General features: G+C 29.4%; 29 protein-coding genes. 25 read left to right on the top strand and 4 right to left on the bottom strand.

The window, feature by feature from the left end; genetic code table 11:
• The first annotated feature begins 60 nt into the window (after positions 1–60).
• From smc to rnhB, 11 genes are all read left to right on the top strand, one after another.
• Positions 61–3,627, top strand: a complete 3,567-nt coding sequence (smc, locus tag FGL08_RS07325) for a chromosome segregation protein SMC (protein WP_138210167.1) — start codon at positions 61–63, stop codon at positions 3,625–3,627.
• A 14-nt stretch (positions 3,628–3,641) separates the two neighbouring features.
• On the top strand, positions 3,642–4,547 hold the full coding sequence (ftsY, locus tag FGL08_RS07320; RefSeq protein ID WP_138210166.1) for a signal recognition particle-docking protein FtsY: 906 nt from the start codon (positions 3,642–3,644) through the stop codon (positions 4,545–4,547).
• 76 nt (positions 4,548–4,623) lie between these two features.
• On the top strand, positions 4,624–4,968 hold the full coding sequence (locus tag FGL08_RS07315) for a putative DNA-binding protein (RefSeq protein ID WP_138210165.1): 345 nt from the start codon (positions 4,624–4,626) through the stop codon (positions 4,966–4,968).
• A gap of 11 nt (positions 4,969–4,979) precedes the next feature.
• Positions 4,980–6,326, top strand: coding sequence for a signal recognition particle protein (gene ffh / locus FGL08_RS07310; RefSeq protein ID WP_138210164.1), 1,347 nt, complete (start codon positions 4,980–4,982; stop codon positions 6,324–6,326).
• A 36-nt stretch (positions 6,327–6,362) separates the two neighbouring features.
• Positions 6,363–6,608 carry a 30S ribosomal protein S16 gene (gene rpsP / locus FGL08_RS07305; protein ID WP_138210163.1) on the top strand — a complete coding sequence of 82 codons (246 nt, stop codon included), beginning with the start codon at positions 6,363–6,365 and terminating at the stop codon, positions 6,606–6,608.
• A gap of 20 nt (positions 6,609–6,628) precedes the next feature.
• A complete protein-coding gene (locus FGL08_RS07300; RefSeq protein ID WP_138210162.1) occupies positions 6,629–6,856 on the top strand; it encodes a KH domain-containing protein in 228 nt (75 codons plus the stop codon).
• Between the two features lie 62 nt (positions 6,857–6,918).
• Complete coding sequence (gene rimM, locus FGL08_RS07295) at positions 6,919–7,410, top strand: ribosome maturation factor RimM (RefSeq protein WP_138210161.1); 492 nt, start codon at positions 6,919–6,921, stop codon at positions 7,408–7,410.
• Positions 7,410–8,132 (top strand): tRNA (guanosine(37)-N1)-methyltransferase TrmD, encoded by a 723-nt coding sequence (trmD, locus tag FGL08_RS07290; protein ID WP_138210160.1) that lies wholly within the window; start codon positions 7,410–7,412, stop codon positions 8,130–8,132. Before rimM ends, trmD begins: the two co-directional genes overlap by 1 nt.
• Before the next feature lie 103 nt (positions 8,133–8,235).
• Positions 8,236–8,580 (top strand): 50S ribosomal protein L19, encoded by a 345-nt coding sequence (gene rplS / locus FGL08_RS07285; protein WP_138210159.1) that lies wholly within the window; start codon positions 8,236–8,238, stop codon positions 8,578–8,580.
• A gap of 60 nt (positions 8,581–8,640) precedes the next feature.
• On the top strand, positions 8,641–9,483 hold the full coding sequence (gene ylqF, locus FGL08_RS07280; RefSeq protein WP_138211293.1) for a ribosome biogenesis GTPase YlqF: 843 nt from the start codon (positions 8,641–8,643) through the stop codon (positions 9,481–9,483).
• 18 nt (positions 9,484–9,501) lie between these two features.
• Entirely contained in the window at positions 9,502–10,311 is an 810-nt protein-coding gene (gene rnhB / locus FGL08_RS07275; RefSeq protein WP_138210158.1) for a ribonuclease HII, read from the top strand.
• 50 nt (positions 10,312–10,361) lie between these two features.
• Here the strand turns inward: rnhB and FGL08_RS07270 are convergent, their stop codons facing one another.
• Positions 10,362–10,724 (bottom strand): YraN family protein, encoded by a 363-nt coding sequence (locus FGL08_RS07270; protein WP_138210157.1) that lies wholly within the window; start codon positions 10,722–10,724, stop codon positions 10,362–10,364.
• A gap of 130 nt (positions 10,725–10,854) precedes the next feature.
• Here FGL08_RS07270 and FGL08_RS07265 point away from each other — a divergent pair, with 130 nt between their 5' ends.
• Positions 10,855–11,901 carry a YifB family Mg chelatase-like AAA ATPase gene (locus tag FGL08_RS07265; RefSeq protein WP_138210156.1) on the top strand — a complete coding sequence of 349 codons (1,047 nt, stop codon included), beginning with the start codon at positions 10,855–10,857 and terminating at the stop codon, positions 11,899–11,901.
• On the opposite strand, the gene FGL08_RS07260 is transcribed toward FGL08_RS07265, so the two are convergent.
• From FGL08_RS07260 to FGL08_RS07250, 3 genes are read right to left on the bottom strand one after another with little or no spacing between them, the layout of a single operon-like run.
• Positions 11,888–13,456 (bottom strand): recombinase family protein, encoded by a 1,569-nt coding sequence (locus tag FGL08_RS07260; RefSeq protein WP_138210155.1) that lies wholly within the window; start codon positions 13,454–13,456, stop codon positions 11,888–11,890. The two genes, FGL08_RS07265 and FGL08_RS07260, sit on opposite strands and share 14 nt — an antisense overlap.
• Before the next feature lie 38 nt (positions 13,457–13,494).
• A complete protein-coding gene (locus FGL08_RS07255; RefSeq protein WP_138210154.1) occupies positions 13,495–13,938 on the bottom strand; it encodes an ImmA/IrrE family metallo-endopeptidase in 444 nt (147 codons plus the stop codon).
• A gap of 12 nt (positions 13,939–13,950) precedes the next feature.
• Entirely contained in the window at positions 13,951–14,349 is a 399-nt protein-coding gene (locus FGL08_RS07250; RefSeq protein WP_171012012.1) for a helix-turn-helix domain-containing protein, read from the bottom strand.
• Positions 14,350–14,583: 234 nt separating this feature from the next.
• On the opposite strand from FGL08_RS07250, the gene FGL08_RS07245 reads away from it, so the two are divergent.
• The 13 genes from FGL08_RS07245 (at position 14,584) to FGL08_RS07190 (ending at position 21,519) form a co-directional block, all read left to right on the top strand.
• A complete protein-coding gene (locus FGL08_RS07245; protein ID WP_138210152.1) occupies positions 14,584–14,790 on the top strand; it encodes a helix-turn-helix transcriptional regulator in 207 nt (68 codons plus the stop codon).
• 31 nt (positions 14,791–14,821) lie between these two features.
• Positions 14,822–14,980 (top strand): hypothetical protein, encoded by a 159-nt coding sequence (locus FGL08_RS13400; protein WP_171012011.1) that lies wholly within the window; start codon positions 14,822–14,824, stop codon positions 14,978–14,980.
• 160 nt (positions 14,981–15,140) lie between these two features.
• A complete protein-coding gene (locus tag FGL08_RS07240) occupies positions 15,141–15,944 on the top strand; it encodes a phage antirepressor (RefSeq protein WP_138210151.1) in 804 nt (267 codons plus the stop codon).
• 186 nt (positions 15,945–16,130) lie between these two features.
• Entirely contained in the window at positions 16,131–16,643 is a 513-nt protein-coding gene (locus FGL08_RS07235; RefSeq protein WP_138210150.1) for a host-nuclease inhibitor Gam family protein, read from the top strand.
• Between the two features lie 9 nt (positions 16,644–16,652).
• The gene (locus FGL08_RS07230; RefSeq protein ID WP_138210149.1) at positions 16,653–17,222 is read left to right on the top strand and encodes an ERF family protein; all 570 of its coding nucleotides are present in this window, start codon (positions 16,653–16,655) and stop codon (positions 17,220–17,222) included.
• Between the two features lie 8 nt (positions 17,223–17,230).
• Positions 17,231–17,446 carry a hypothetical protein gene (locus FGL08_RS07225; protein ID WP_138210148.1) on the top strand — a complete coding sequence of 72 codons (216 nt, stop codon included), beginning with the start codon at positions 17,231–17,233 and terminating at the stop codon, positions 17,444–17,446.
• Positions 17,447–17,455: 9 nt separating this feature from the next.
• Entirely contained in the window at positions 17,456–18,367 is a 912-nt protein-coding gene (locus FGL08_RS07220; protein WP_138210147.1) for a putative phage replisome organizer, read from the top strand.
• Between the two features lie 89 nt (positions 18,368–18,456).
• Positions 18,457–19,230, top strand: coding sequence for a phosphoadenosine phosphosulfate reductase domain-containing protein (locus tag FGL08_RS07215; RefSeq protein WP_138210146.1), 774 nt, complete (start codon positions 18,457–18,459; stop codon positions 19,228–19,230).
• 5 nt (positions 19,231–19,235) lie between these two features.
• A complete protein-coding gene (locus tag FGL08_RS07210; protein WP_138210145.1) occupies positions 19,236–19,511 on the top strand; it encodes a nucleoside triphosphate pyrophosphohydrolase family protein in 276 nt (91 codons plus the stop codon).
• A complete protein-coding gene (locus tag FGL08_RS07205) occupies positions 19,511–19,909 on the top strand; it encodes a single-stranded DNA-binding protein (protein WP_138210144.1) in 399 nt (132 codons plus the stop codon). Before FGL08_RS07210 ends, FGL08_RS07205 begins: the two co-directional genes overlap by 1 nt.
• A gap of 106 nt (positions 19,910–20,015) precedes the next feature.
• Positions 20,016–20,828, top strand: a complete 813-nt coding sequence (locus tag FGL08_RS07200; RefSeq protein ID WP_138210143.1) for a DNA-methyltransferase — start codon at positions 20,016–20,018, stop codon at positions 20,826–20,828.
• Positions 20,829–20,988: 160 nt separating this feature from the next.
• Entirely contained in the window at positions 20,989–21,216 is a 228-nt protein-coding gene (locus FGL08_RS07195) for a hypothetical protein (RefSeq protein ID WP_138210142.1), read from the top strand.
• A 78-nt stretch (positions 21,217–21,294) separates the two neighbouring features.
• Complete coding sequence (locus FGL08_RS07190) at positions 21,295–21,519, top strand: hypothetical protein (RefSeq protein WP_138210141.1); 225 nt, start codon at positions 21,295–21,297, stop codon at positions 21,517–21,519.
• The last annotated feature ends 9 nt before the right edge of the window (positions 21,520–21,528 follow it).

The following is a 21,528-nucleotide window of genomic DNA, read 5'->3' as shown; positions in this document are numbered from 1 at the left end:
TTTTTGTAACAGTAACTTTTTTATCAGTTTTGATTAGATAATATTAGGAGAGATGAGTGTATGTTCCTTAAATCGATAGAGGTAAGAGGTTTTAAATCTTTTGCTGATAAAACTGAATTACATTTTAAGAAAGGTATTACTTCAGTTGTAGGACCTAATGGTAGCGGAAAAAGTAATATTTCCGATGCTGTAAGATGGGTTTTAGGAGAGCAGAGTATAAAAAATCTTAGAGGGACTAAGATGGAAGATGTTATTTTCATAGGTACTGAGTTTAGAAAACCTGTGGGTCTTGCACAAGTATCTCTTACTTTAAACAATGAGGATGAAGAACTTAAAATAAACTATTCTGAGGTTAAGGTCACAAGAAGGCTTTATCGTTCTGGGGAAAGTGAATACTTAATTAATAACACTAAATGTAGACTTAAAGATATACAAGAATTATTTATGGATACAGGAATAGGAAAAGAAGGATATTCTATTATTGGACAAGGTAAAATAGATGCTATATTAAGTGGAAAGCCAGAGGAAAGAAGAACCCTACTTGAAGAAGCAGCTGGTATCGTTAAATTTAAAAACAGAAAAGAAGAGGCTGAGAAAAAACTAGAATCAACTAATTCTAATTTGGTCAGAATAAAGGATATATTAAATACCTATGAAGAAAGATTAGAACCATTAAAAATTGAAATGGAAAAGGCTAAACAGTTTTTAAATTTATCACAAGAACTTAAAGAAAAAGATCTAGCCCTAATAATACATACTATAGAAGGCATAGAAGTTAAAATAAATAACTTCAAGGATGAAAACAAACAAAGAGAAAATGAAATGGGAAAGCTTCTTGATAAAAAAAATATATTAAAAATAGAGCTAGAAAAACAAAATTTTCTTTTAGAAGAACAGGAAGAAAAAAATAAAGCTAATAGAGAAGAATACTATCAATGTAAGGCTAGTATAAGTGAGTTTGAAACAAAAATAAAAGTAATTGAGGAAAAGATAAAAAATTCGGATTTTGTTATATCCAAATACTATGAGGATATAAAGAGGTTAGAGGAAGAACTTAAAGATATATTAGATAAAAAATTAGATTTAGAAATAGAAATCAAAGATTTTAAATTAAAAAAAGAGATACTAGAAGAAGAGTTGAACCATTATGAACAAGAGCTCTCTAAAATAGAAGGGTCTTTAAAAGAAAATAACAATAATATTTTTTCTTTCAAAGAACAGTTAAACTCTATAATAGAAAAGAACGCAAAAGAAGAAAGAGATAAAGACAATTTAGATAGAGAAGTTAAACTCTTATTAGACAAGATAAATGAAATAAAAGAAAGTATTGAAAACACTGCTAATTTAATTAAGATTAATAATAATACAAGAATAAGATTAGAGGAAGAGTATAATAAGGTAAATGATAAAATTATTTTATGCGAAGAAAATATAAAGCAAAGTACTAAAGAAATAAGTGTATTTAGAAATAAACTTACTCATGAAGAAAACAAATATAAATCCAAAAGTAATGATTTAAACAAATTAGATGCTAATTTTAATATTTTATCTAATTTAGAAAAACAATACGAGGGGTATAATAAAGCAGTAAGGAATCTTATGGATCATGTAGATAAAAATTATATTAAGGATGTGAAAAAAGCATACGTTCTAGGAGAAATATTAAAAGTTCCTAAAGAATATGAATCTGCTATAGAGGTAGCACTTGGAGCTGCGATTTCTAATATAATTACAGAAACAGAATATGATGCTAAACTACTAATTAATTATTTAAAAGATAAAAAATTGGGTAGAGCAACATTCTTACCCTTAAATATAGTTAAAAGTAAGAATATTAGTTCTAAAATAGAACATTTGTATCTAAAGGGTTATGTTGGTAGAGCGAGTAACCTTATAAGTTATAATATAAAATTTAAAAATGCTATAGAATTCGTGCTAGGAAATATAATTATAGCAGAAAATATGGATTGTGCTTTAGCAATTGCCAAAGAAATCTCATATAGCAACAGGATAGTAACTCTTTCAGGTGAAGTTATAAATGTAGGGGGTTCTCTTACTGGTGGAAGTATTTATAACAAAGGTACAAATGTAATTAGTAGAAAAAGAGAAATAGAGGAATTAGAAAATAAAATTCAAAATATCCATATAGAACTTAAAGATATTAATCTTAATATAGAGGAGTATAATAAAAGTATATATGAGTTAGATGAGCATAATTTGAATTTAAGGGATGCTCTTCATGGTGAAAATATAGAATTAATAAAGTTAAAGGAACGAATAAATTCTCTTAAAGAAGATGAAGGAAGATGCAAAAATTCTCTTTTACAATTAGAATCTGATATACAAGTATATACTTCTAAAATAAACGTATATAAAAATAATTTAAATTTTCTTGAAGTAAGTCTTAAAGATTCAAAGTTAGAAAAAGAAAAGATAATAGGGTGTATTAAGCTTCTGGAAGATGGATTATTGAACTATAATGGTGACATAGAGAGTATAAAAGAAGAAGTAGTTCAAAGGAGAATTGATTTAGCGACACTTAAGGAAAATCTTATAAATAAAGAAAATAAGTTTAAAGAACTAGATGAAAGTATAAAATTTAAACATAAGGATTTGGAAGAAATCTCTTTAAATGTTAGAGACAGTAGTAATAATTTAATTAAATATAAGGATGAAATAAATATTAATAAAGAAGCTATCAGGAACTTAGAAAAAAGCATTGAAAAGTACGAAGAAAACTCTAAAGAAGAAGAAGTTTTTAGAATTAAGTTGAAAAAGAATATTAAAGAAACAACTTCTAATTTAGAGAATTTATCCTTAGAAGAAGAGAAGATTAATAGAGAATTAAACAAGATTCTAATGAATCTCACAAGGTTTGAAACAGAGTATGAAACTATGTTGCAAAGACTTAATGAAGAGTATGATTTAACCTATGCACAAGCTATAGATTATAAAATAGAGGATATAGATGTAAATAGTACAAAAAATAATATTGATAAATTAAAGCATAATATTAATAAGTTAGGTATTGTTAATGTTGGTTCTATTGAAGAATATAGAGAAGTTAAAGAAAAGTATTCTTTTATGAATGAACAAAAAGAGGATATGGAAGCTTCTAAGGAAAAAATAATTAACGTTATAGAAGAGATGACTCTAAGAATGAGAGAAATATTTAAAGAAAACTTTGAAAAACTAAATCAAACTTTTCACGAAACTTTTAGGGTCCTATTCAAAGGTGGAAGCGCATCTCTAATCCTATCTGATGGTGATGAATTAAATGGTAAGATAGATATAAATGTTCAACCTCCAGGAAAAAAGCTCCAAAATATAAATTTGATGTCTGGAGGAGAAAAAGTATTATCTGCCATTGCTCTTCTGTTTTCAATATTAAAGATGAAACCCACTCCATTTTGTATATTAGATGAAATAGAAGCAGCTTTAGATGATGCTAATGTCAGCCGTTATGCAGAATTTTTAAAAAGGTTTTCTGATAGAATACAATTTATAGTAATAACCCATAGAAAAGGTACTATGGAAGTTAGTGATGCTCTTTATGGTATCACAATGGAAGAAAAGGGAGTTTCTAAAATAGTTTCCGTGGATTTAAATAAAAACAAAAAAGCTTAAGGTGGTGCTGTAATATGTTTGGAAAATTTTTTGATAAACTGAAGGAAGGATTAACAAAAACTAGGGACAATTTCACTGATAAGGTTACAGAGGTTTTAAATTTAGCAGTAAAAATTGATGATGATATGTATGAGGAACTAGAAGAGGCGTTAATAACATCAGACTTAGGTGTTGAAACAACCTTAGATGTTATTGAAAAATTAAAAGTAAAAATAAAAGAAGAAAAAGTCAAGGATCCAGCAGAAGTAAAACCATGTTTAAAACAAGTACTAAAAGAAATTTTACAAGAAAGAGAAGTTGGGGAAGAAAAATTCCCTAAAATTATACTTGTTATAGGTGTCAATGGAGTAGGTAAAACTACATCTATAGGCAAGATAGCTCATAGATATAAAGAAAATGGAAAAAAAGTTTTACTTGCAGCTGCAGATACTTTTAGGGCGGCAGCAATAGACCAACTTGAAGTTTGGAGTAACAGAGTGGGCGTGGATATTATCAAACATCAAGAAGGTGCAGATCCAGGGGCTGTAGTTTTTGACTCTATTCAAGCTAGTAGGGCACGTAATGTGGATGTATTAATTTGTGATACAGCTGGAAGATTACATAATAAAAAGAATCTTATGGATGAACTTGGGAAAATAAATAGAATAATAGAAAGAGAATTTGGAACAGAAAATGTAGAGACTTTGTTAGTGCTAGATGGTACCACAGGACAAAACGCAGTTCAACAGGCCAAACAGTTTAAAGAAGTGTGCAATCTAAATGGGATAATTTTAACCAAATTAGATGGTACGGCTAAAGGAGGAATAGTTATTTCCATAAAAAATTCTCTCAATATACCAGTTAAATATATTGGAGTGGGAGAAGGTATGGAAGATTTGCAAAAGTTCAAGGCTGATGAATTTGTAGAGGCTCTATTATAAAAATATATGTTAAGCAAAAATGCTTGACACCATGTTATTAATCTGTTAATATTAAATTCGTATTTAAGGTGATTTTATGGATAAGCGTACAAAGATACTCATTTTATTTGACATTTATGGTATCTTACTTACAGAAAAACAAAAAAATATAATGGATTTATATTACAATAATGATTTTTCCTTATCAGAAATTGGTGAGAACTCTAATACTAGTAGGCAAGCAATTCATGATACTGTTAAAAGATGTGAGAAATTATTATATGAATATGAAGAGAAACTTCAACTTATGAAAAAAAATTTTAAATTACAAAATACAAAATTAAGTATAGAGGGAAATTTAAAAAAACTCTATGATTTAAAAGAAGATAAAGTAAGTGAAATAGTAAGAAATATAGAGATAGAGTTGAAGGAAATAAATTAGGAGGTTCTTCTATGGTATTTGAAGGTTTATCCTCAAAGTTACAAGACGCTATTAAAAAGCTAAAAGGAAAAGGAAAACTTACAGAAAAAGATATAAAAGAGGCAATGAGAGAAGTAAAACTTGCACTTTTAGAAGCAGATGTTAACTATAAAGTTGTAAAAAAATTCATAAAGACTGTAAGTGAAAAATGCATGGGAGAAGAAGTTTTAGAGAGCTTAACTCCGGGTCAACAAGTAGTTAAAATAGTTAATGAAGAGTTAACTGGGTTAATGGGAAGCAAAGAAAGTAAATTGGAATTCTCCACAAAGGGAATTACAGTGATTATGCTTGTTGGTTTACAAGGTGCAGGTAAAACCACTATGTGTGGTAAACTAGCTTTAAATCTAAGAAAATCCAATAAGAAACCTTTATTAGTGGCAGGAGATGTATATAGACCAGCAGCAGTTAAGCAACTTCAGGTGGTTGGAAAACAAATAGATATTCCTGTATTTACCATGGGAGATAAAGTTTCTCCAGTGAATATAGCTAAGGCATCTATAGAACATGCTAAAAGCAATGGAAATAACGTTGTAATAATAGATACAGCTGGAAGACTTCATATAGATGATACACTAATGGAAGAACTTAAGAATATAAAAGATGTGACAGAACCATCAGAAATATTACTTGTAGTAGACGCTATGACAGGTCAGGATGCTGTTAATGTAGCAGAAAGTTTTAATGAAAAGTTAGATATAACAGGAGTAATATTAACCAAATTAGATGGAGATACAAGAGGTGGAGCTGCACTATCTATAGGTTCAATTACTGGAAAGCAAATTAAGTTTATCGGTGTTGGAGAGAAAATGTCTGATCTTGAGGTATTCTATCCTGATAGAATGGCATCTAGGATACTTGGCATGGGAGATGTTCTTAGTTTAATAGAAAAAGCACAACAATCCATAGATGAAGATGCAGCTAAGGAACTTAGCGATAGAATGTTAAACAATGAGGTTAATTTCGAAGATTATTTGTCTATGATGAAGCAAATGAAGAAATTGGGACCTTTAAATAAACTTATAGAAATGATTCCTGGTGCTGGAGCAAAACAACTTCAAGGAATAGATTTAAGTCAAAGTGAAAAAGAATTAGTAAAAGTAGAATCTATTATTAAATCTATGACTTTAGAGGAGAGAAGGAATCCATCAATATTAAGTTCTCCTTCAAGAAAAAGAAGAATAGCAAATGGTTCAGGAATGACTATACAACAAGTAAATAAACTTGTTAAAGACTTTGAAATGATTAAGAAGATGATGAAGAAAACAAAAGGGTTCCAAAAGAATGCTAAAAAAGGTCTTTTTGGTAATTTACCTTTTTGATAAATATTAATTACACTTTTAAGGAGGTGAAAAAACATGGCAGTTAAAATAAGATTAAGAAGAATGGGTGCTAAAAAAGCTCCTTTCTATAGAGTAGTTGTAGCTGATTCAAGATGTCCAAGAGACGGAAGATTCATAGAAGAAATAGGTTACTATAACCCGACAACTGAACCTATAACCTTTAAGGTTGATGAAGAAAAAGCAGCTAAATGGGTGAAAAATGGAGCTCAACCTACTGAAACAGTTAAAAAATTGTTTGGTAAAGCAGGTATCTGTAAATAATGAATGGAGGCGTATCTCACGTGAAAGAGCTATTAGAAGTAATTGCCAAGTCACTAGTAGATAATCCAGAGTTAGTTCAAGTTAATGAGGTGGCAGGTGAACAATCAATAATATTAGAATTAAAAGTTTGCCCAGAAGATATGGGTAAGGTTATTGGTAAGCAAGGTCGTATAGCTAAGGCTATAAGAACTGTGGTTAAGGCTGCTGCAATTAAAGAGAATAAAAGAGTAGTTGTTGAAATAATTTAAATACATAAGAGTTAGGGTATCCTAACTCTTATTTTATAATTTTTTTTAAAGGAGGAGTACTCTTGAAAGAATATTTAGTTATAGGTCAAATTTCCAAACCACATGGTGTAAGAGGAGAAATGAAAATTTATCCTTTAACTAATGATCATAAAAGATTTAAAGAGTTATCATATATATTAATAGATGGTAAAGAATATAAAATAGAAAGTTGTAAATTTCAAACTGATAGGGTAATTCTTAAATTAGAAGGAATAGAAACTATTGAAGATGTTATGAAGTACAAAAATAAGCAAGTTTCTATTAAAAGAGAAGATGGCATAGAACTTTCCGAAGGAGAATACTATATAGCTGATTTAATTGGATGCAGAGTATTTGATACAGAAAAGACCTTTTTAGGTGAAGTTTATGATGTGATTGAAACAGGTAGTAATGACGTATACTGGGTAAAGTCTGAAAAAGAAGAAGTTTTGATTCCGGCTATTGCATCTGTTGTAAATGAAATTATAATTGAAGAAAGTAAAATTATTATAAAGCCAGTGAAAGAGTGGATGTAATGAAAATAGATATCTTGACTTTATTTCCAGAATACTTTTCAGTGTTTGACTACAGCATAATAAATAGAGCGAGAGAAAAGAACATTATAGACATAAAAACACATAATATTAGACATTTTTCAAAAAACAAGCACAAAAAAGTAGATGATTATCCTTATGGTGGTGGTGCTGGTATGGTTATGACTCCACAGCCTATAGTAGATGCTATAAAATATGTAAAGCAATTTAATAAGGGAAAGATTATATATCTTGGTCCACGAGGAAAGACTTTTAATCAAGGGTTAGCTAAAGAACTTTCAAACGAAGAGGAAATAATCTTTTTATGTGGGCATTATGAAGGTATTGATGAAAGAACAAGAAAATATATAGACGAAGAAATTTCTCTTGGAGATTTTGTATTAACAGGTGGGGAATCTGCATGTATACCTATAGTTGATAGTATTGCAAGATTAATACCAGGTGTCCTTTCTACACCTGAGAGTTATGAGGATGAATCATTTTATAATGGATTACTAGAATATCCACAGTATACTAGACCGGAAGTTTTCGAGGGTCATACTGTACCATCAGTTCTTTTATCAGGGCACCACGAAAACATAAGGAAATGGAGAAAAGCTCAATCTATTGAAATAACAAAAAAATGCAGAAAAGACCTTTACAATAATTATAAGTTTACTAAGGAAGATAAGAAAATTCTTAGGGATTTAAATATAAATGCTTGATTAAAAATGATAATTATGATAAAATCATTTTTGTGCATTCCGGATGGTCCTCTGTCACATAGTATGATTATGAACATCTAATATTTTACGGGAGGTTGTACATATGTTAGAAATAATAAAATCAATCGAAGCTGAACAATTAAGAACTGACTTACCAGAGTTCAACGCTGGAGACACTGTTAAAGTTCATATCAAAATCAAAGAAGGAAACAAAGAAAGAATCCAAATATTTGAAGGAACAGTTATTAAGAGACAAAATGGTGGAATAAGAGAAACTTTCACTGTAAGAAGAGTAGCTTATAACTGTGGAGTTGAAAAAACTTTTCCAGTAAACTCACCTGTAATACACAAAGTTGAAGTTGTAAGAAAAGGTAGAGTAAGAAGAGCTAAATTATTCTACTTAAGAGATAGAGTTGGTAAAGCTGCTAAAGTTAGAGAAAGATTATAATTAAAAGGGACTTGTAAAGTCCCTTTTTTTATAGTTTTTAATATGAAAGGTAGTGATTTAATGGAGATAAATTGGTATCCTGGTCATATGGCGAAAGCTAAAAGAGGATTAATAGAAAATTTAAAGTTGGTAGATGTTGTTATAGAAATTAGAGATGCTAGAATAGTAAAATCCAGTGCGAATCCGGACATAGACAGCATATGTAAAGATAAGCCAAGGTTGATTTTACTTAATAAATATGATCTTGCTGAAGATAAAATAACGGATCAATGGATAAGCAATTTAAATAAAGGAAATATAAAAGTACTAAAAAGTAATAGTGTTACTGGAGACAATTTAAGAGCTATAAAACCAGCTTTGAATGAATTATTGAAAGAAAAACATGATAGATTAAAATCGAAAGGTTTACAAAACATTGTAACTCGAGCTATGGTAGTTGGTATACCTAATGTAGGTAAGTCATCTTTTATAAATAAAATGGCTAAAAATAAGATTGCTAAAACCGGCGATAGGCCAGGAGTTACAAAAAGTAATCAATGGATAAAAACTAAATATGGTATAGAACTTTTAGATACGCCTGGAGTTTTATGGCCTAAATTTCAGGATAAAGAAGTAGCGTTACATCTTGCTTTTACAGGTGCTATAAAAGATGAGATTATGGATATTGAGGATTTAGCATTAAAATTAGTAGAAAAACTTCAAGTGGATTATACAGAAAACTTGATAAAAAGATATAAACTAGAATGTGTGTATCCTAATGCTCTAGAAACTATGGAAAGTATAGCTAAAAAACGTGGATGTGTTATGGCAGGTGGAGTAATAGATTATAATAGAGTATCAATTATGTTGTTAGATGAATTTAGAGGTGGAAAACTAGGTGGTATATCTTTAGATAGAATTTAAAATATAAGGTGAATATTAATGATAGATTTTAAAAACATTAGCAAATTACCCGTGAATGAAGTTAAAAATTTTTCTACCAAATACGAATATAATATAGAAACCTATATCAATAATAATGAATTAAATGAATTTTTATTAATATTAAAAAGAGACCAAAGAAAAGGAATTCAAAATATATATAAAAAGCTGACAAATATCGAGAGAAATTTCAGATTAGAGCTGCAAAGAGTAGAGAAACTTTATGATTATGATAGGAGTTTTAAGAATGTTAGATATATAGCCGGCGTAGATGAAGTAGGACGTGGTCCACTTGCAGGTCCAATTGTAGGGGCAGCTGTAATTTTAGATTTGCATAAAATTATACCATATATAAATGACTCTAAAAAAATAAAAGAAAAGAAAAGAGAAGAGTTAAGTTCCATAATAAAAAAATCTGCTATAGATTATAATATAGTTGAAGTTTCCAATACAGAAATAGATAGCAATGGTATTGCAGTAAGCAATAATGAAATATTTATACAAGCCTTAGGTGGACTTAAAGTTAAACCAGATCTTATTTTAACTGATGGATATAAAATTAAAGGTTGGAATGGTGCTTTAAATAAACATATTATAAAAGGTGATTCTACAAGTGCTAGTATAGCTTGTGCATCTATAATTGCAAAAGTGTATAGGGATACTTTGATGAAGGAATATCATGAAATATATCCTATGTATAAATTTAATAAAAATGTAGGATATGGAACAAAGGATCATATAGAGGCCATAAAGGAGTATGGCCTCTGCAAAATTCATAGAACGAGCTTTTTATCTAGTTTGGGATATTAGAGTGAAATAATAGAAAGCATCTTGAAGTTAATCAAGATGCTTTCTATTATTTATAATCTAAAAGCATCTTCTATAAAATTTATTAATACATCATCCCTAGATATAGTTACTCCTAATACATCAAATTTAAAAAAATAATCTTTTAAATTATATTTTTGAATATATACTAAAGCTACATTGATTATTTTCTTTTTTTTAAAATAATCAACTGCTTCTAGTGGTTTGCCAAACTTATCAAAATTTCTAGTTTTAACTTCTACAAAGGAAATAATATTATTTTTTTTAGTAATAATATCAACTTCTCCTTTCATACATATAAAGTTTTCTTCTAATATAATATATCCTTTTTTAATAAGATAATCTTTAGCTATAGATTCTCCAAAAAAACCGATTTTTTTATTTAAATTTTTCATTCAAATTATCTCCAATCATAGTTTTTCTATAAATATGCCCAATGATAAAGTTTTTAAACTATTTAGATGTATTTAATAAAAAGACTTAGTCAATAATTCTAATATATATGTATATAAAGGAGAGATGGAAATGATCACTACTATAAATAGTGCTACCTTCAAGGGAATTATAGGTGAGACTGTAAAGGTAGAGGTTGATATATCAAAAGGATTACCTACATTTAATATAGTAGGGCTAGGAGATACTTCTATTAAAGAGTCTAAAGAGAGAGTTAGGGCAGCTATAATAAACTCAGGCTACGAATTTCCATTAGGAAGAATAACGGTAAATCTAGCTCCAGCTGACTTAAAAAAAGAAGGTAGTATTTTTGATGCTAGTATAGCTATTGGAATATTAATGAGTTCTAATCAAATAAAAGGTGTTGATTTAAAAGATGATACTTTAATATTAGGTGAATTATCTTTAGATGGAGGACTAAGTAGTATAAAAGGTGTCTTACCTATAATATATAATGCTAAAGAAAAAGGATTAAAAAATTTCATAGTACCTTTTGGAAATGAAAAAGAAGCTGGACTTGTAAAGAATATTTCTATATATCCCATGAAAAGTTTAAAAGAAGTTATTGGTTTTTTAGAGCATGGGGATATACTCCCTTATACACCCTCTAAACTGGAGGAAGTTCAGAATAATGTTGAGGTAGATTTCAAGGATGTCTTTGGACAAGAAAGTGCAAAGAGAGCATTAGAAATATCTGCAGCAGGAGGGCATAATATACTTCTGTACGGACCATGTGGCTCAGGAAAATCTATGTTAGCTAAGGCGTTTAAAAGTATCTTGCCCTATATGAATTATGAAGAAGCTCTAGAAGTTGCTAAGATTTATAGTATAATAGGGGAAATAAAAACTGAAGGTATTAGTCTAGAACCACCTTTTAGAAGTCCACATCACTCTATTACTGATACAGCCCTTATTGGTGGAGGACATAAACTTCTTCCAGGAGAAATATCCCTTGCTCATAGGGGGGTATTATTTTTAGATGAAATTCTAGAGTTTAAGAAGAATACCTTAGAGCTTCTCCGTGAACCTTTAGAAGAAAAGTATATAAATATAACTAGGATGCGAGGAACATATAGATACCCTTGTGATTTCACTCTTATATCTTCTATGAATCCTTGACCGTGTGCTTTTCTACTTGTACAAATGAGTACGTTATATTTAATACAGCTTTTTTGGAGTTATTTTCTTCTACTGTATCTACTAATATTTTGTCTACCAGCACTTTTATTATTTTTCTTTTATCTTCAAAAGATATATTAGGATTACTTATCTTAATTTTCATTTCTACTAACATTTCTTCAACTTTAGTATAATCCTCAATGTCATTTAATGCTTCTAATTCAATTATAAGAGTGTCTAAATTATTTTTAATGTTATTGTACTCTGCATTGATTTTATTCATCTGTAGCTCTAAATCATCATGATTTATGATACCTTTCCTAAATAAATCTAATATGGATTGTTTTTCATTTTGTTTATCACGCATATGATTATCTAAAAGTTCTTTTTGTTTAAGTAAATCAACTCTACCATCATGCTTACTTTTTAAATTTCTTTTTAAAATTTCTATCGTTTCTCCTGGATTATTGATAAAGCTAGTTATGTCATTCCAAACAATAGATTCTATATATTTAGTACTTACATTTTTAGCTTTACATTTTCCTCTATAACTTATCTTGCCATTACATACGTAATATCCTCTTTCACCATGAGTAGTTCCAACGTAAGTTCTAGCGCATAAGGCACATTTTATAAGTCCTTTTAATAAATAATCTCTCTTATGATTCCTATTAGCTTCTATTTTATTATCTTCAATTACTTGTTGTGCTTTTTCCCATGTTTCTATATCTACTATAGATGGAACTTCTCTAGTTATTAGATCTCTTTTTTTAGTAGACCTTTTTCCATAACTATGAATACCTTTATAAGTAGTGTTACGTAGCATTCTTAAAACATTTCCTGGTCTCCATACACCAGCAGTATTTACTTTTCTTTTACCTTTAGATATTTTTCTATTATCCTTTTCATAACTAGTAGGTATATTCATAGCATTAAGATAATCACATACCTTAATGGTACTATAATGTTTTTCAACTGTAAGATTAAATATTAACTTTATTATATCAGCTTCACTTAAATTTAAACCAGGTATAATGTCATTGTTTATCTGTAAGTATTTATCATCATCTACATAGTAACCATAAGGAACTATTCCACCAAGCCATTTACCTTCTTTAGCTGCTCTATTTGTACCAAGTTGCATACGTTCTAAAATAGTAGAACGTTCTAAATCAGCGACTCCAGCTAGCATAGTTATCATAAAACGACCAGAAGGTGAAGAAGTGTCAAAGGGTTCAGTCATAGACTTAATTTGCACATTTAATTCTTCTAACGTATGTATGGAATTTAGTGTTATACGAGCAGATCTACCTAAGCGATCTAATTTATATAATAACAACGTATCAAATTTTTTATTTTTAGCATCTTTTAATAACTGTTTACCTACAGGCCTATCTTCTAAAGCTATAGTTCCAGAAACTCCATCCTCTTTATATATCTTAAAAATAGATAATTCATGTAAATCACAATATTTTTGTGAAAACTCTATCTGATTTTCTATAGTTCCACGCTCTTGCTGGTCGTCTGTAGATACTCTACAATATATAGCTATCATTTAATTACTCCTTTCACGAACTTATGTTCGATTTAAGATTAAAAAAATTTATCGAATTTGTACTTTACAAGTTCCTTAGGAACAGAAAAATAACAAGCCAGTTGGTCTATACTCATATTTTCTATAGAGTATTCATCCAAATCATTGTCATCTATTAATAATTCTGCAGCAAACTTGTTAGCTTCATTTTCATAGCAACCAGTTGGAAATAATGTAAATTCTCTTATAAATCGTATATCTTTATTATGGTGCAGTATGGCATGTCCTAATTCATGAGCTAAAACTATTTCTTTTTCATGTTCAGAAAGATTATCATTAATAATTATAAATTTATTTCTTAGGATTTTTAAAAAATATCCTTTTGTAGAATCAGAGTACTTTTTATACTCTATATTTATACCTAAATATTTTGCTAATTTATAGGGGTTCCGGGTATCATATTTTTGAACTAAATGTTTTACTCTAACACGTATATTCATCATATCCCCAGCCCCTTATTTTTTCTTAGTATACTTTTTCTTGTTAATTTCTTTTGATTTCCAAAACAATTCTGTTATATCTTTGAATATTTTTTCCTTATCTTCTTCGGCTACTCCATCATTCATAAAAAATTCTCCTGCGCTTTTTATGAACTCATTATATTGAGCATTTTCATTCTTATTAATTTTATGTTCTTCGGAGCAATTTCTGTTTACATCATCAAAAAAATAACTTATATCAACTGATAGAGCGTTACAAATTTTTTGAAGGTTTTCAATACTGGGATTTCTTCTACCATTTTCTATGTCGGAGATAAAAGACACTGATATTCCAGATAAGTCTGATAATTTTTTTAAAGTATATCCTTTAGAATTTCTAAGACCCTTTAACTTTTTTCCTATACTTAAGTTCATTCTCTCAACATCCTTTCTATATATTACAGTATAATACATTACGCTAATAGTGTAAATATACGCTTAAAACGAAAAACATAGAAAAATACAGAAATACGCTGATTGAGTAAGAATATCTTTAGTATTCTTCTAATTTAGGCTTAAAGCGTAAATTTTGAAATAAAACCAATGTTGATTATACTCATATAGCGTAATATAATTTACTCATCAAGCGTAATTAGGGAGGCGGATAATATGAATATAGAAGAGAAACTTAGAAAAGCAATTAAAGAAACACGAATGGAAAGTGGTATAACTCAAACTGAATTAGCTAGTAATATTGGCATGAGTACTTCTTTTATATGCGATATAGAAGCGGGTAGGAAGAATCCTAGTATAGGTACGTTAGCCTTGATTGTTAAGGAACTTAATATGTCATTAGATAAAATTTTTTTAAATTAAATTACGCATAGTGCGTAAGAAAGGTGAGAAAATGGGATATAAAACTGATTGTTATTTAGTTAAAAAAGAATATGTTTTAAATAAGAAGAAGATAGAAGAAGCTTTTAATTTAATTTTAAGTATGCAAGATAAAACCACAGCAGATAATAAAAATCTAATAAGTGAAAAGGCTAAAAAAGATAGGGGGTAAAGTTATGAATTACAGAGTTTTTAAAGTTTATTTAGTGGTTTGTAAGAAATTAAACATTAACCCAACTTGGGAAGGTGTTAAAAGATTTAACAAAATAGTTAAAGGATAAGGGTAAGCTGTGGAATGAAACAATAGAGAAATAAATACAAGGAGGCATTAAATGAATAACTTAAAAGTTTTTAAAAACGAACAGTTTGGAGCAGTAAGAACTTTAACAATTGAAAACGAATCTTGGTTTGTAGGGAAAGATGTGGCTGAGTGCCTAGGTTATAAAGATACAGACCAATCATTAAGAAATCATGTAGATGGTGAAGATAAGCTAACCCGTAAAATTGACGGGGCAGGTCAAAGTAGAAATATGACAATTATAAATGAAAGTGGATTGTACAGTTTGGTACTAAGTTCTAAATTACCAAGTGCCAAGAAATTTAAAAGATGGGTTACATCAGATGTACTACCATCCATAAGAAAACATGGAATGTATGCAAAAGATGAATTGTTAGATAATCCAGACCTATTAATACAAGTTGCTACAAAATTAAAAGAAGAAAAGGCTAAAAATAAAATGCTTGAATTACAGAATAAGCAGAAAGAGCAGTTAATAGGAGAGTTAAAACCAAAAGCAGATTATACAGACAGAATACTTAAAAATAAAGGTTTGGTTTCAACAACTCAAATAGCTAAAGATTATGGCATGAGTGCTCAAGGAATGAATAAGTTGCTTCATGATTTAAAGATTCAATATAAGCAAAGTGGACAATGGCTCTTATATAGTAGGTATCACAGTAAAGGATATACACATTCTGAAACAATAGACATTGTTAGAAGTGATGGAACACCAGATATAACTATGAATACCAAGTGGACTCAAAAGGGGAGATTGTTTTTATATAACTTACTTAAAGAACGTGAAATATTACCAATCATAGAGCAGGAAGTTGAAAGAGAAATTTATTGTAATTAGAAAATAAATAAGAATACAAAGATTTTATTTGCTTCCCTTTTAAAAGGGATGGGAAATAAGGAGTGATAAAAATACCTAAAAGGCAAGATTTAAATAAAAGAATAAAAAAAGAGATGGCAAAAAGCCACCAATAAATTAATTTAAAAAACCAATTATAGTTTATAAGAAATCGGAGGATTTGTAAAGATGGATAATGCATTATTACAAGAAGAATTAAGAGAAGAAATTAAGGAAGGCTTTAAGGTTAATGACTTAGATAGTGCTAATTGGTGTTTTAGAAAAATGAATGCAATTAAAGGTAAGATAGATGAAAATAATAGGCTTGCAGATGAAGAAGTTTTAAGAATAGAGACGTGGAGAAAAAAAGAAAATGAGGATTTAAAAAATTCTATGGAGTTCTTTGAAAGCTTATTAACTGAATATTACATGAAGCAAAGAGAAGTTGATAAGAAATTTAAACTTAGTACACCATACGGTAAGGTTACCTCAAGAAAATCAAAGAAATGGAACTATGTAAATGAAGAAGAACTTATTAATTACTTAAAAGAAAATGATATGGATCTTATAAAAATTAAAGAAGATATAAACAAAACAGAGTTAAAAAAAGTATTTAAAGATGGTGTTAATCAAACTACTGGAGAAGTGCTTCCTGGGGTAGAGATTGAACAAATTGAAAGTATAACTGTAAAAGTTGAATAGGAGGGTAACATGAAGAAATCTGAAAGCATTAAAGAACTTGCAGTAGCATTAAGTAAATTTCAAGCAGAAGTTAAAAATCCTAAAAATGTAGCAAATAATCCTTTCTTTAATTCTAAATATGCACCGTTAGATGAAGTTATAAACACTATAAAAGAACCTCTAAGTAAGTACGGATTAAGCTATATACAAATGCCTAATAGTGAAGATGGTGGAATGGTTTCTATAGTAACTATGGTACTTCATGAAAGTGGAGAATGGATTTTAAGTGAACCATTAAAGTTAAAAAATGATAAACCTACTGCTCAAGGGTCAGGAAGTTCAATAACATATGCGAGAAGGTATCAATTATCAGCCATGTTAGGGATAGCAAGTGAAGATGATGATGATGGGAATATGGCTACACATGGGACAAGCCAACCTAAAATAATTACCAAGGAACAAGCTACAGAAGTTAGGAATCTAGCAAAAGAAAAGAATATTACGGAAGAATATATATGCGGATTCAGAAAGGTTAAGAGGTTTGAAGAACTTCAATATAATGATTGGAAACAAGTCATGGTATGGCTAAAAAAGAAGTAGGTGATTAAATGATAAGAGAATATACAACTAAATCAGCTACGGTTACAGAAATTATAGAAGATGAATGTCATAACAATAGAGTTGAATTTCATGGAGCTGATGGATTGAGAACATCAAGAAAGTGTTTATTTATAGATTATGAAAGAGATAATTCCGAGATAGTAGTTCACAATTTAACAGAAGAAGAATTAAGAGATATTAAGAAGATAATAGGAGAGCTATAGGAGGAAGATATGTCGCAAGTAAAGTGGATAAAAATTGTTACGGATATATTTGATGATGAAAAGGTATTGCTTATAGAGAGTATGCCTGAAGCTGATAGCATAATAGTTATTTGGTTTAAACTATTGTGTCTAGCAGGTAAAAAGAATAATAGTGGGGTATTCCTGTTAAATGACAGGATACCTTATACAGATGAAATGCTAGCAACTATATTTAGGAGACCTGTAAACACTATAAGATTAGCATTAAAAACCTTTGAAGGTTTTGGAATGATAGAAATGGTTAATAACACCATAACAATTCCTAACTGGAGCAAACATCAGACTTTAGACCAAATAGAAGAAAAAAATAAATACATGAAAAATTATATGAGAAAGTACAGGGAAAAGCAAAAACTTCTAGCTAGTGGAGATTGTAAAGTTAACGGTAAAACTAACAGTAAAGTTAATGTTAGCGAGACAGAATTAGAAAGAGAATTAGAATTAGAAGAAGATATAGATAAAGATAATAATACTATATCTAAAGATATAGTTAGTAGTACTAAAGTACAACCCATAGTAGATAAATGGAATAGTTTAGAATTGCAGAAAGTCATATCTATTAAACCAGGAACCAATCGATATAAACTTTTAAATGCAAGAGTTAAGGAATATGGGATAGATAAGGTTATAGATGCAATAGGGAATATAAATAAATCTTCATTTTTAAAAGGACAAAATAACAAAGGGTGGACCATAACATTTGATTGGCTGATTAAACCTAATAACTTTCTAAAAGTTTTAGAAGGAAATTATGAAGATAAAGATTCTAAGAATAATAAGCCTAAAAATAATTATGGCGATAAGAAAAATAAATTTTGTGATTATGAACAGAGGGATTATGATTTCGGAGAATTAGAGAAAAAAATATTAGGATGGGAGTAGGGAATGGCATTTTTAATAACGTTCGGAGCAATAGCAGCTATAAGATTAGTTATATTGTATTTTAATAAAAGAAAAAAGTAGGAGAGATAATGCAATATATAGCAAGTTTTAGCGGTGGTAAAGATAGCACGGCAATGATATTAAAGATATTTGAATTAGGATTACCTTTAGATAGAATAGTTTTCTGTGATACAGGACTTGAATTTGGAGAACAAATAAACATTATCAAAATAGCTGAAAGAAAATTTAAAGAGCTTAAACCAGGTATTAAATTTGATTGGGTTAGAACTGAAAAGAGTTTCGAAGATTATTTCTATACAGTTAATACTACTGGAAAAAGAAAAGGACAAATATGGGGTTGGCCTTTTATGTTAGGAGCTTGGTGTAATAGTAGATTAAAGATAAAACCTTTAAATAAATACTTTAGGGAAGTTGGGGAACATAAAAGATATGTTGGAATTGCATTTGATGAACCTGAAAGATATAAAAGACTTCCTAAAAATTGTATAGCTCCACTATATGATTTAAAAATGACAGAAAAAGATTGTTTAAATTATATAAAAGAAAAGGGGTTTAGAAATCCTATGTACTGGAAGTTTGAAAGGCTTGGCTGTTATTTATGTCCTAAACAAAGTTTAAATAGTCTTAGAAGTTTAAGAAGGCATTATCCAATGTTATGGGAAAAGATGCTTAGAATGGACAAGGATAGCCCAATATCATTTAAGGCAGATGGTACAACATTAAGAGAACTAGAGAAAAAATTTAGATATGAAGAAATGAGTAGTATTGAAAAACCTATGATTTTAGTAGAAAAACATTTGTTTTTCAAAAAAGAACAATTAAATTTTATAGAGGAGAGTTAATAAAAATGGATAAGAACAAAGAAATCTATACAAAAGCAATAGAAAGATATGGATTAAACGCTCAAATAGATATGGTATTTGAAGAAATGTCAGAACTGCAAAAGGAGCTATGTAAATTTAAACGTGGTAAGAAGACAGTAGATAACATAGCTGAAGAAATAGCAGATGTAACAATAATGCTTGAGCAAATGCAATTAGCTTTTGACATAAAGGATAAAGTTCAATTTCAAAAAGATTTAAAAGTTAAGAGATTAGAAAATAGATTGAAAGGTGATAAATAATGAATAAAGTAACTTTAGTTGGAAGATTATGTGCAGACCCTGAATTGAAGTTTACACCAGGAGCAGGAACAGCCGTTACAACCTTTACACTGGCAGTAAATAGAAGGTTTAAAAAAGAAGGTCAACCGGAAGCTGATTTTATTCCTGTAGTTGTTTGGGGTAGAATGGCCGAAGTAACGGCTAATTACATGAGTAAAGGTAGAATGATTGGTATTAGCGGAAGAATAGAAACAAGAAGTTATGAAGCAAAGGACGGAACTAGAAGATATGTTACAGAGGTAATTGCTGAAGAAGTTCAGTTTATTGGAAGTAAGAAAGATGGACAAGCTACAGAGCAACAACAAAACACATGGGAGAACTCTTATACGGAAGTAGATGATGATGATATACCATTTTAGAGTGTAGTCTTTAGAGAAAGCGACTTAAAGAAGGTTAATAAATAAAAATGGAGTAATTCTAGATAAAGAGTGTGTGCACACTTCCTGACGAGGAGGAATGGGAATAATGGGAAGTAATAAAAAAATAAAAATGCAATTGTTTAATGATAATTTTCAAAATTATAAAAGGTACGGTATACCAAAAGCGCAGTTAGTAATAGCAGATATACCTTACAATCTAGGAGTTAATGCCTATGCCTCAAATCCTGAATGGTATATAGGTGGTAACAATAAGAATGGAGAAAGTAAGAAGGCAGGAAAAGCGTTTTTTAATACAGATCATAATTTTAATATCGCTGAATATTTCCACTTTTGTAATAGATTATTAATCAAAGAACCTAAGGAGAAAGGTAAAGCTCCAGCTATGATCGTATTTTGTTCCTTTGAACAAATTCCTACTGTTATTCAATATGGAAAAAAGTATGGCTTTAAAAACAGTTATCCACTATTTTTTATTAAAAATTATTCAGCACAGGTATTAAAGGCTAACATGAAAATAGTTGGAGCTACTGAACACGCAGTTGTATTATATAGAGATAAATTGCCTAAGTTTAATAATGGTAAAAAGGAAACAGGAAAGGGAAGAATGATTTTTAACTGGTTTGAATGGAAAAGAGATAACCCCAAAATTTATCCAAAGATCCACCCAACTCAAAAGCCAGTAGGTTTGTTGAAACAATTAATTGGAATATTCACTGATGAAGGTGATGTTGTAATAGATCCAGTAGCAGGTAGTGGGACAACCCTAAGAGCTTGCAATGAATTGAACAGAAACAGCTATGGTTTTGAAATATCCAAAGAGTTTTTTAAGAAAGCAAAAGAACAAATGCTAATAGAAAATAAAAATGAATGCGAACAGCTATCTATGTTTAAATTGTAATAAGTTCAATTCAAATATATTGTAACTCTAGGCATAGGCTAGAGTTAGCAAAGTTTATACCTAAATGCTGGACCAGCAAATAACGTAGCAACTGAAAATTATGAGAGTGCTTATACAGAAGTAAATGATGATGACCTTCCTTTTTAAAGAGGTGATATAGATGTGCGAAAGTAATGAAGAAATAATCAATAAGGTTGTAGAAATGCATTTTAATAATGAAGATTGGAAGACATTTTTAAAATCAGAAATTAGGAGAAGGAACAAATTAAATGAATTGCTTAAAGCTTTTGGGGAGGATATTAGCAATGGACAAGAATTATGCAGAGTTAATATTTGCGATTCTAGAAAGAGCTGTGATGGATGCAAGGGGATTAAGACTAGCAACTGAATATAATGTCGATAAAAAACAAGTCAAAAATCAAGCTAGAGAGTTTTAGGATAGTATAAACAAGGAGGGAATATAGATATGGCAAAAAGAGATAATGTTTATATGGTTTTAATGACACATTGCAAAGTTAACTTACAATGTGATACTGAAAAACTGCAGCTAAGGTATGGCGCTGTAAAAGGTAAAGAGTATGGTGAATGGTTCATAAATGGAGAAAATACTGGTTTGCAAGTAACAAGATTGTATGAAATGTTAAAAGAAAAATATAAGAATATAAGGGTCATTTGGAAAAGACAATTTTAGATCAGAGAA

Origin of the sequence: Hathewaya histolytica, from assembly GCF_901482605.1 — a bacterium.
Lineage (GTDB): Bacteria > Bacillota > Clostridia > Clostridiales > Clostridiaceae > Hathewaya > Hathewaya histolytica.
The sequence above is the reverse complement of the archived record's forward strand: the minus strand, read 5'-3'. Positions and strand labels throughout refer to the sequence as shown.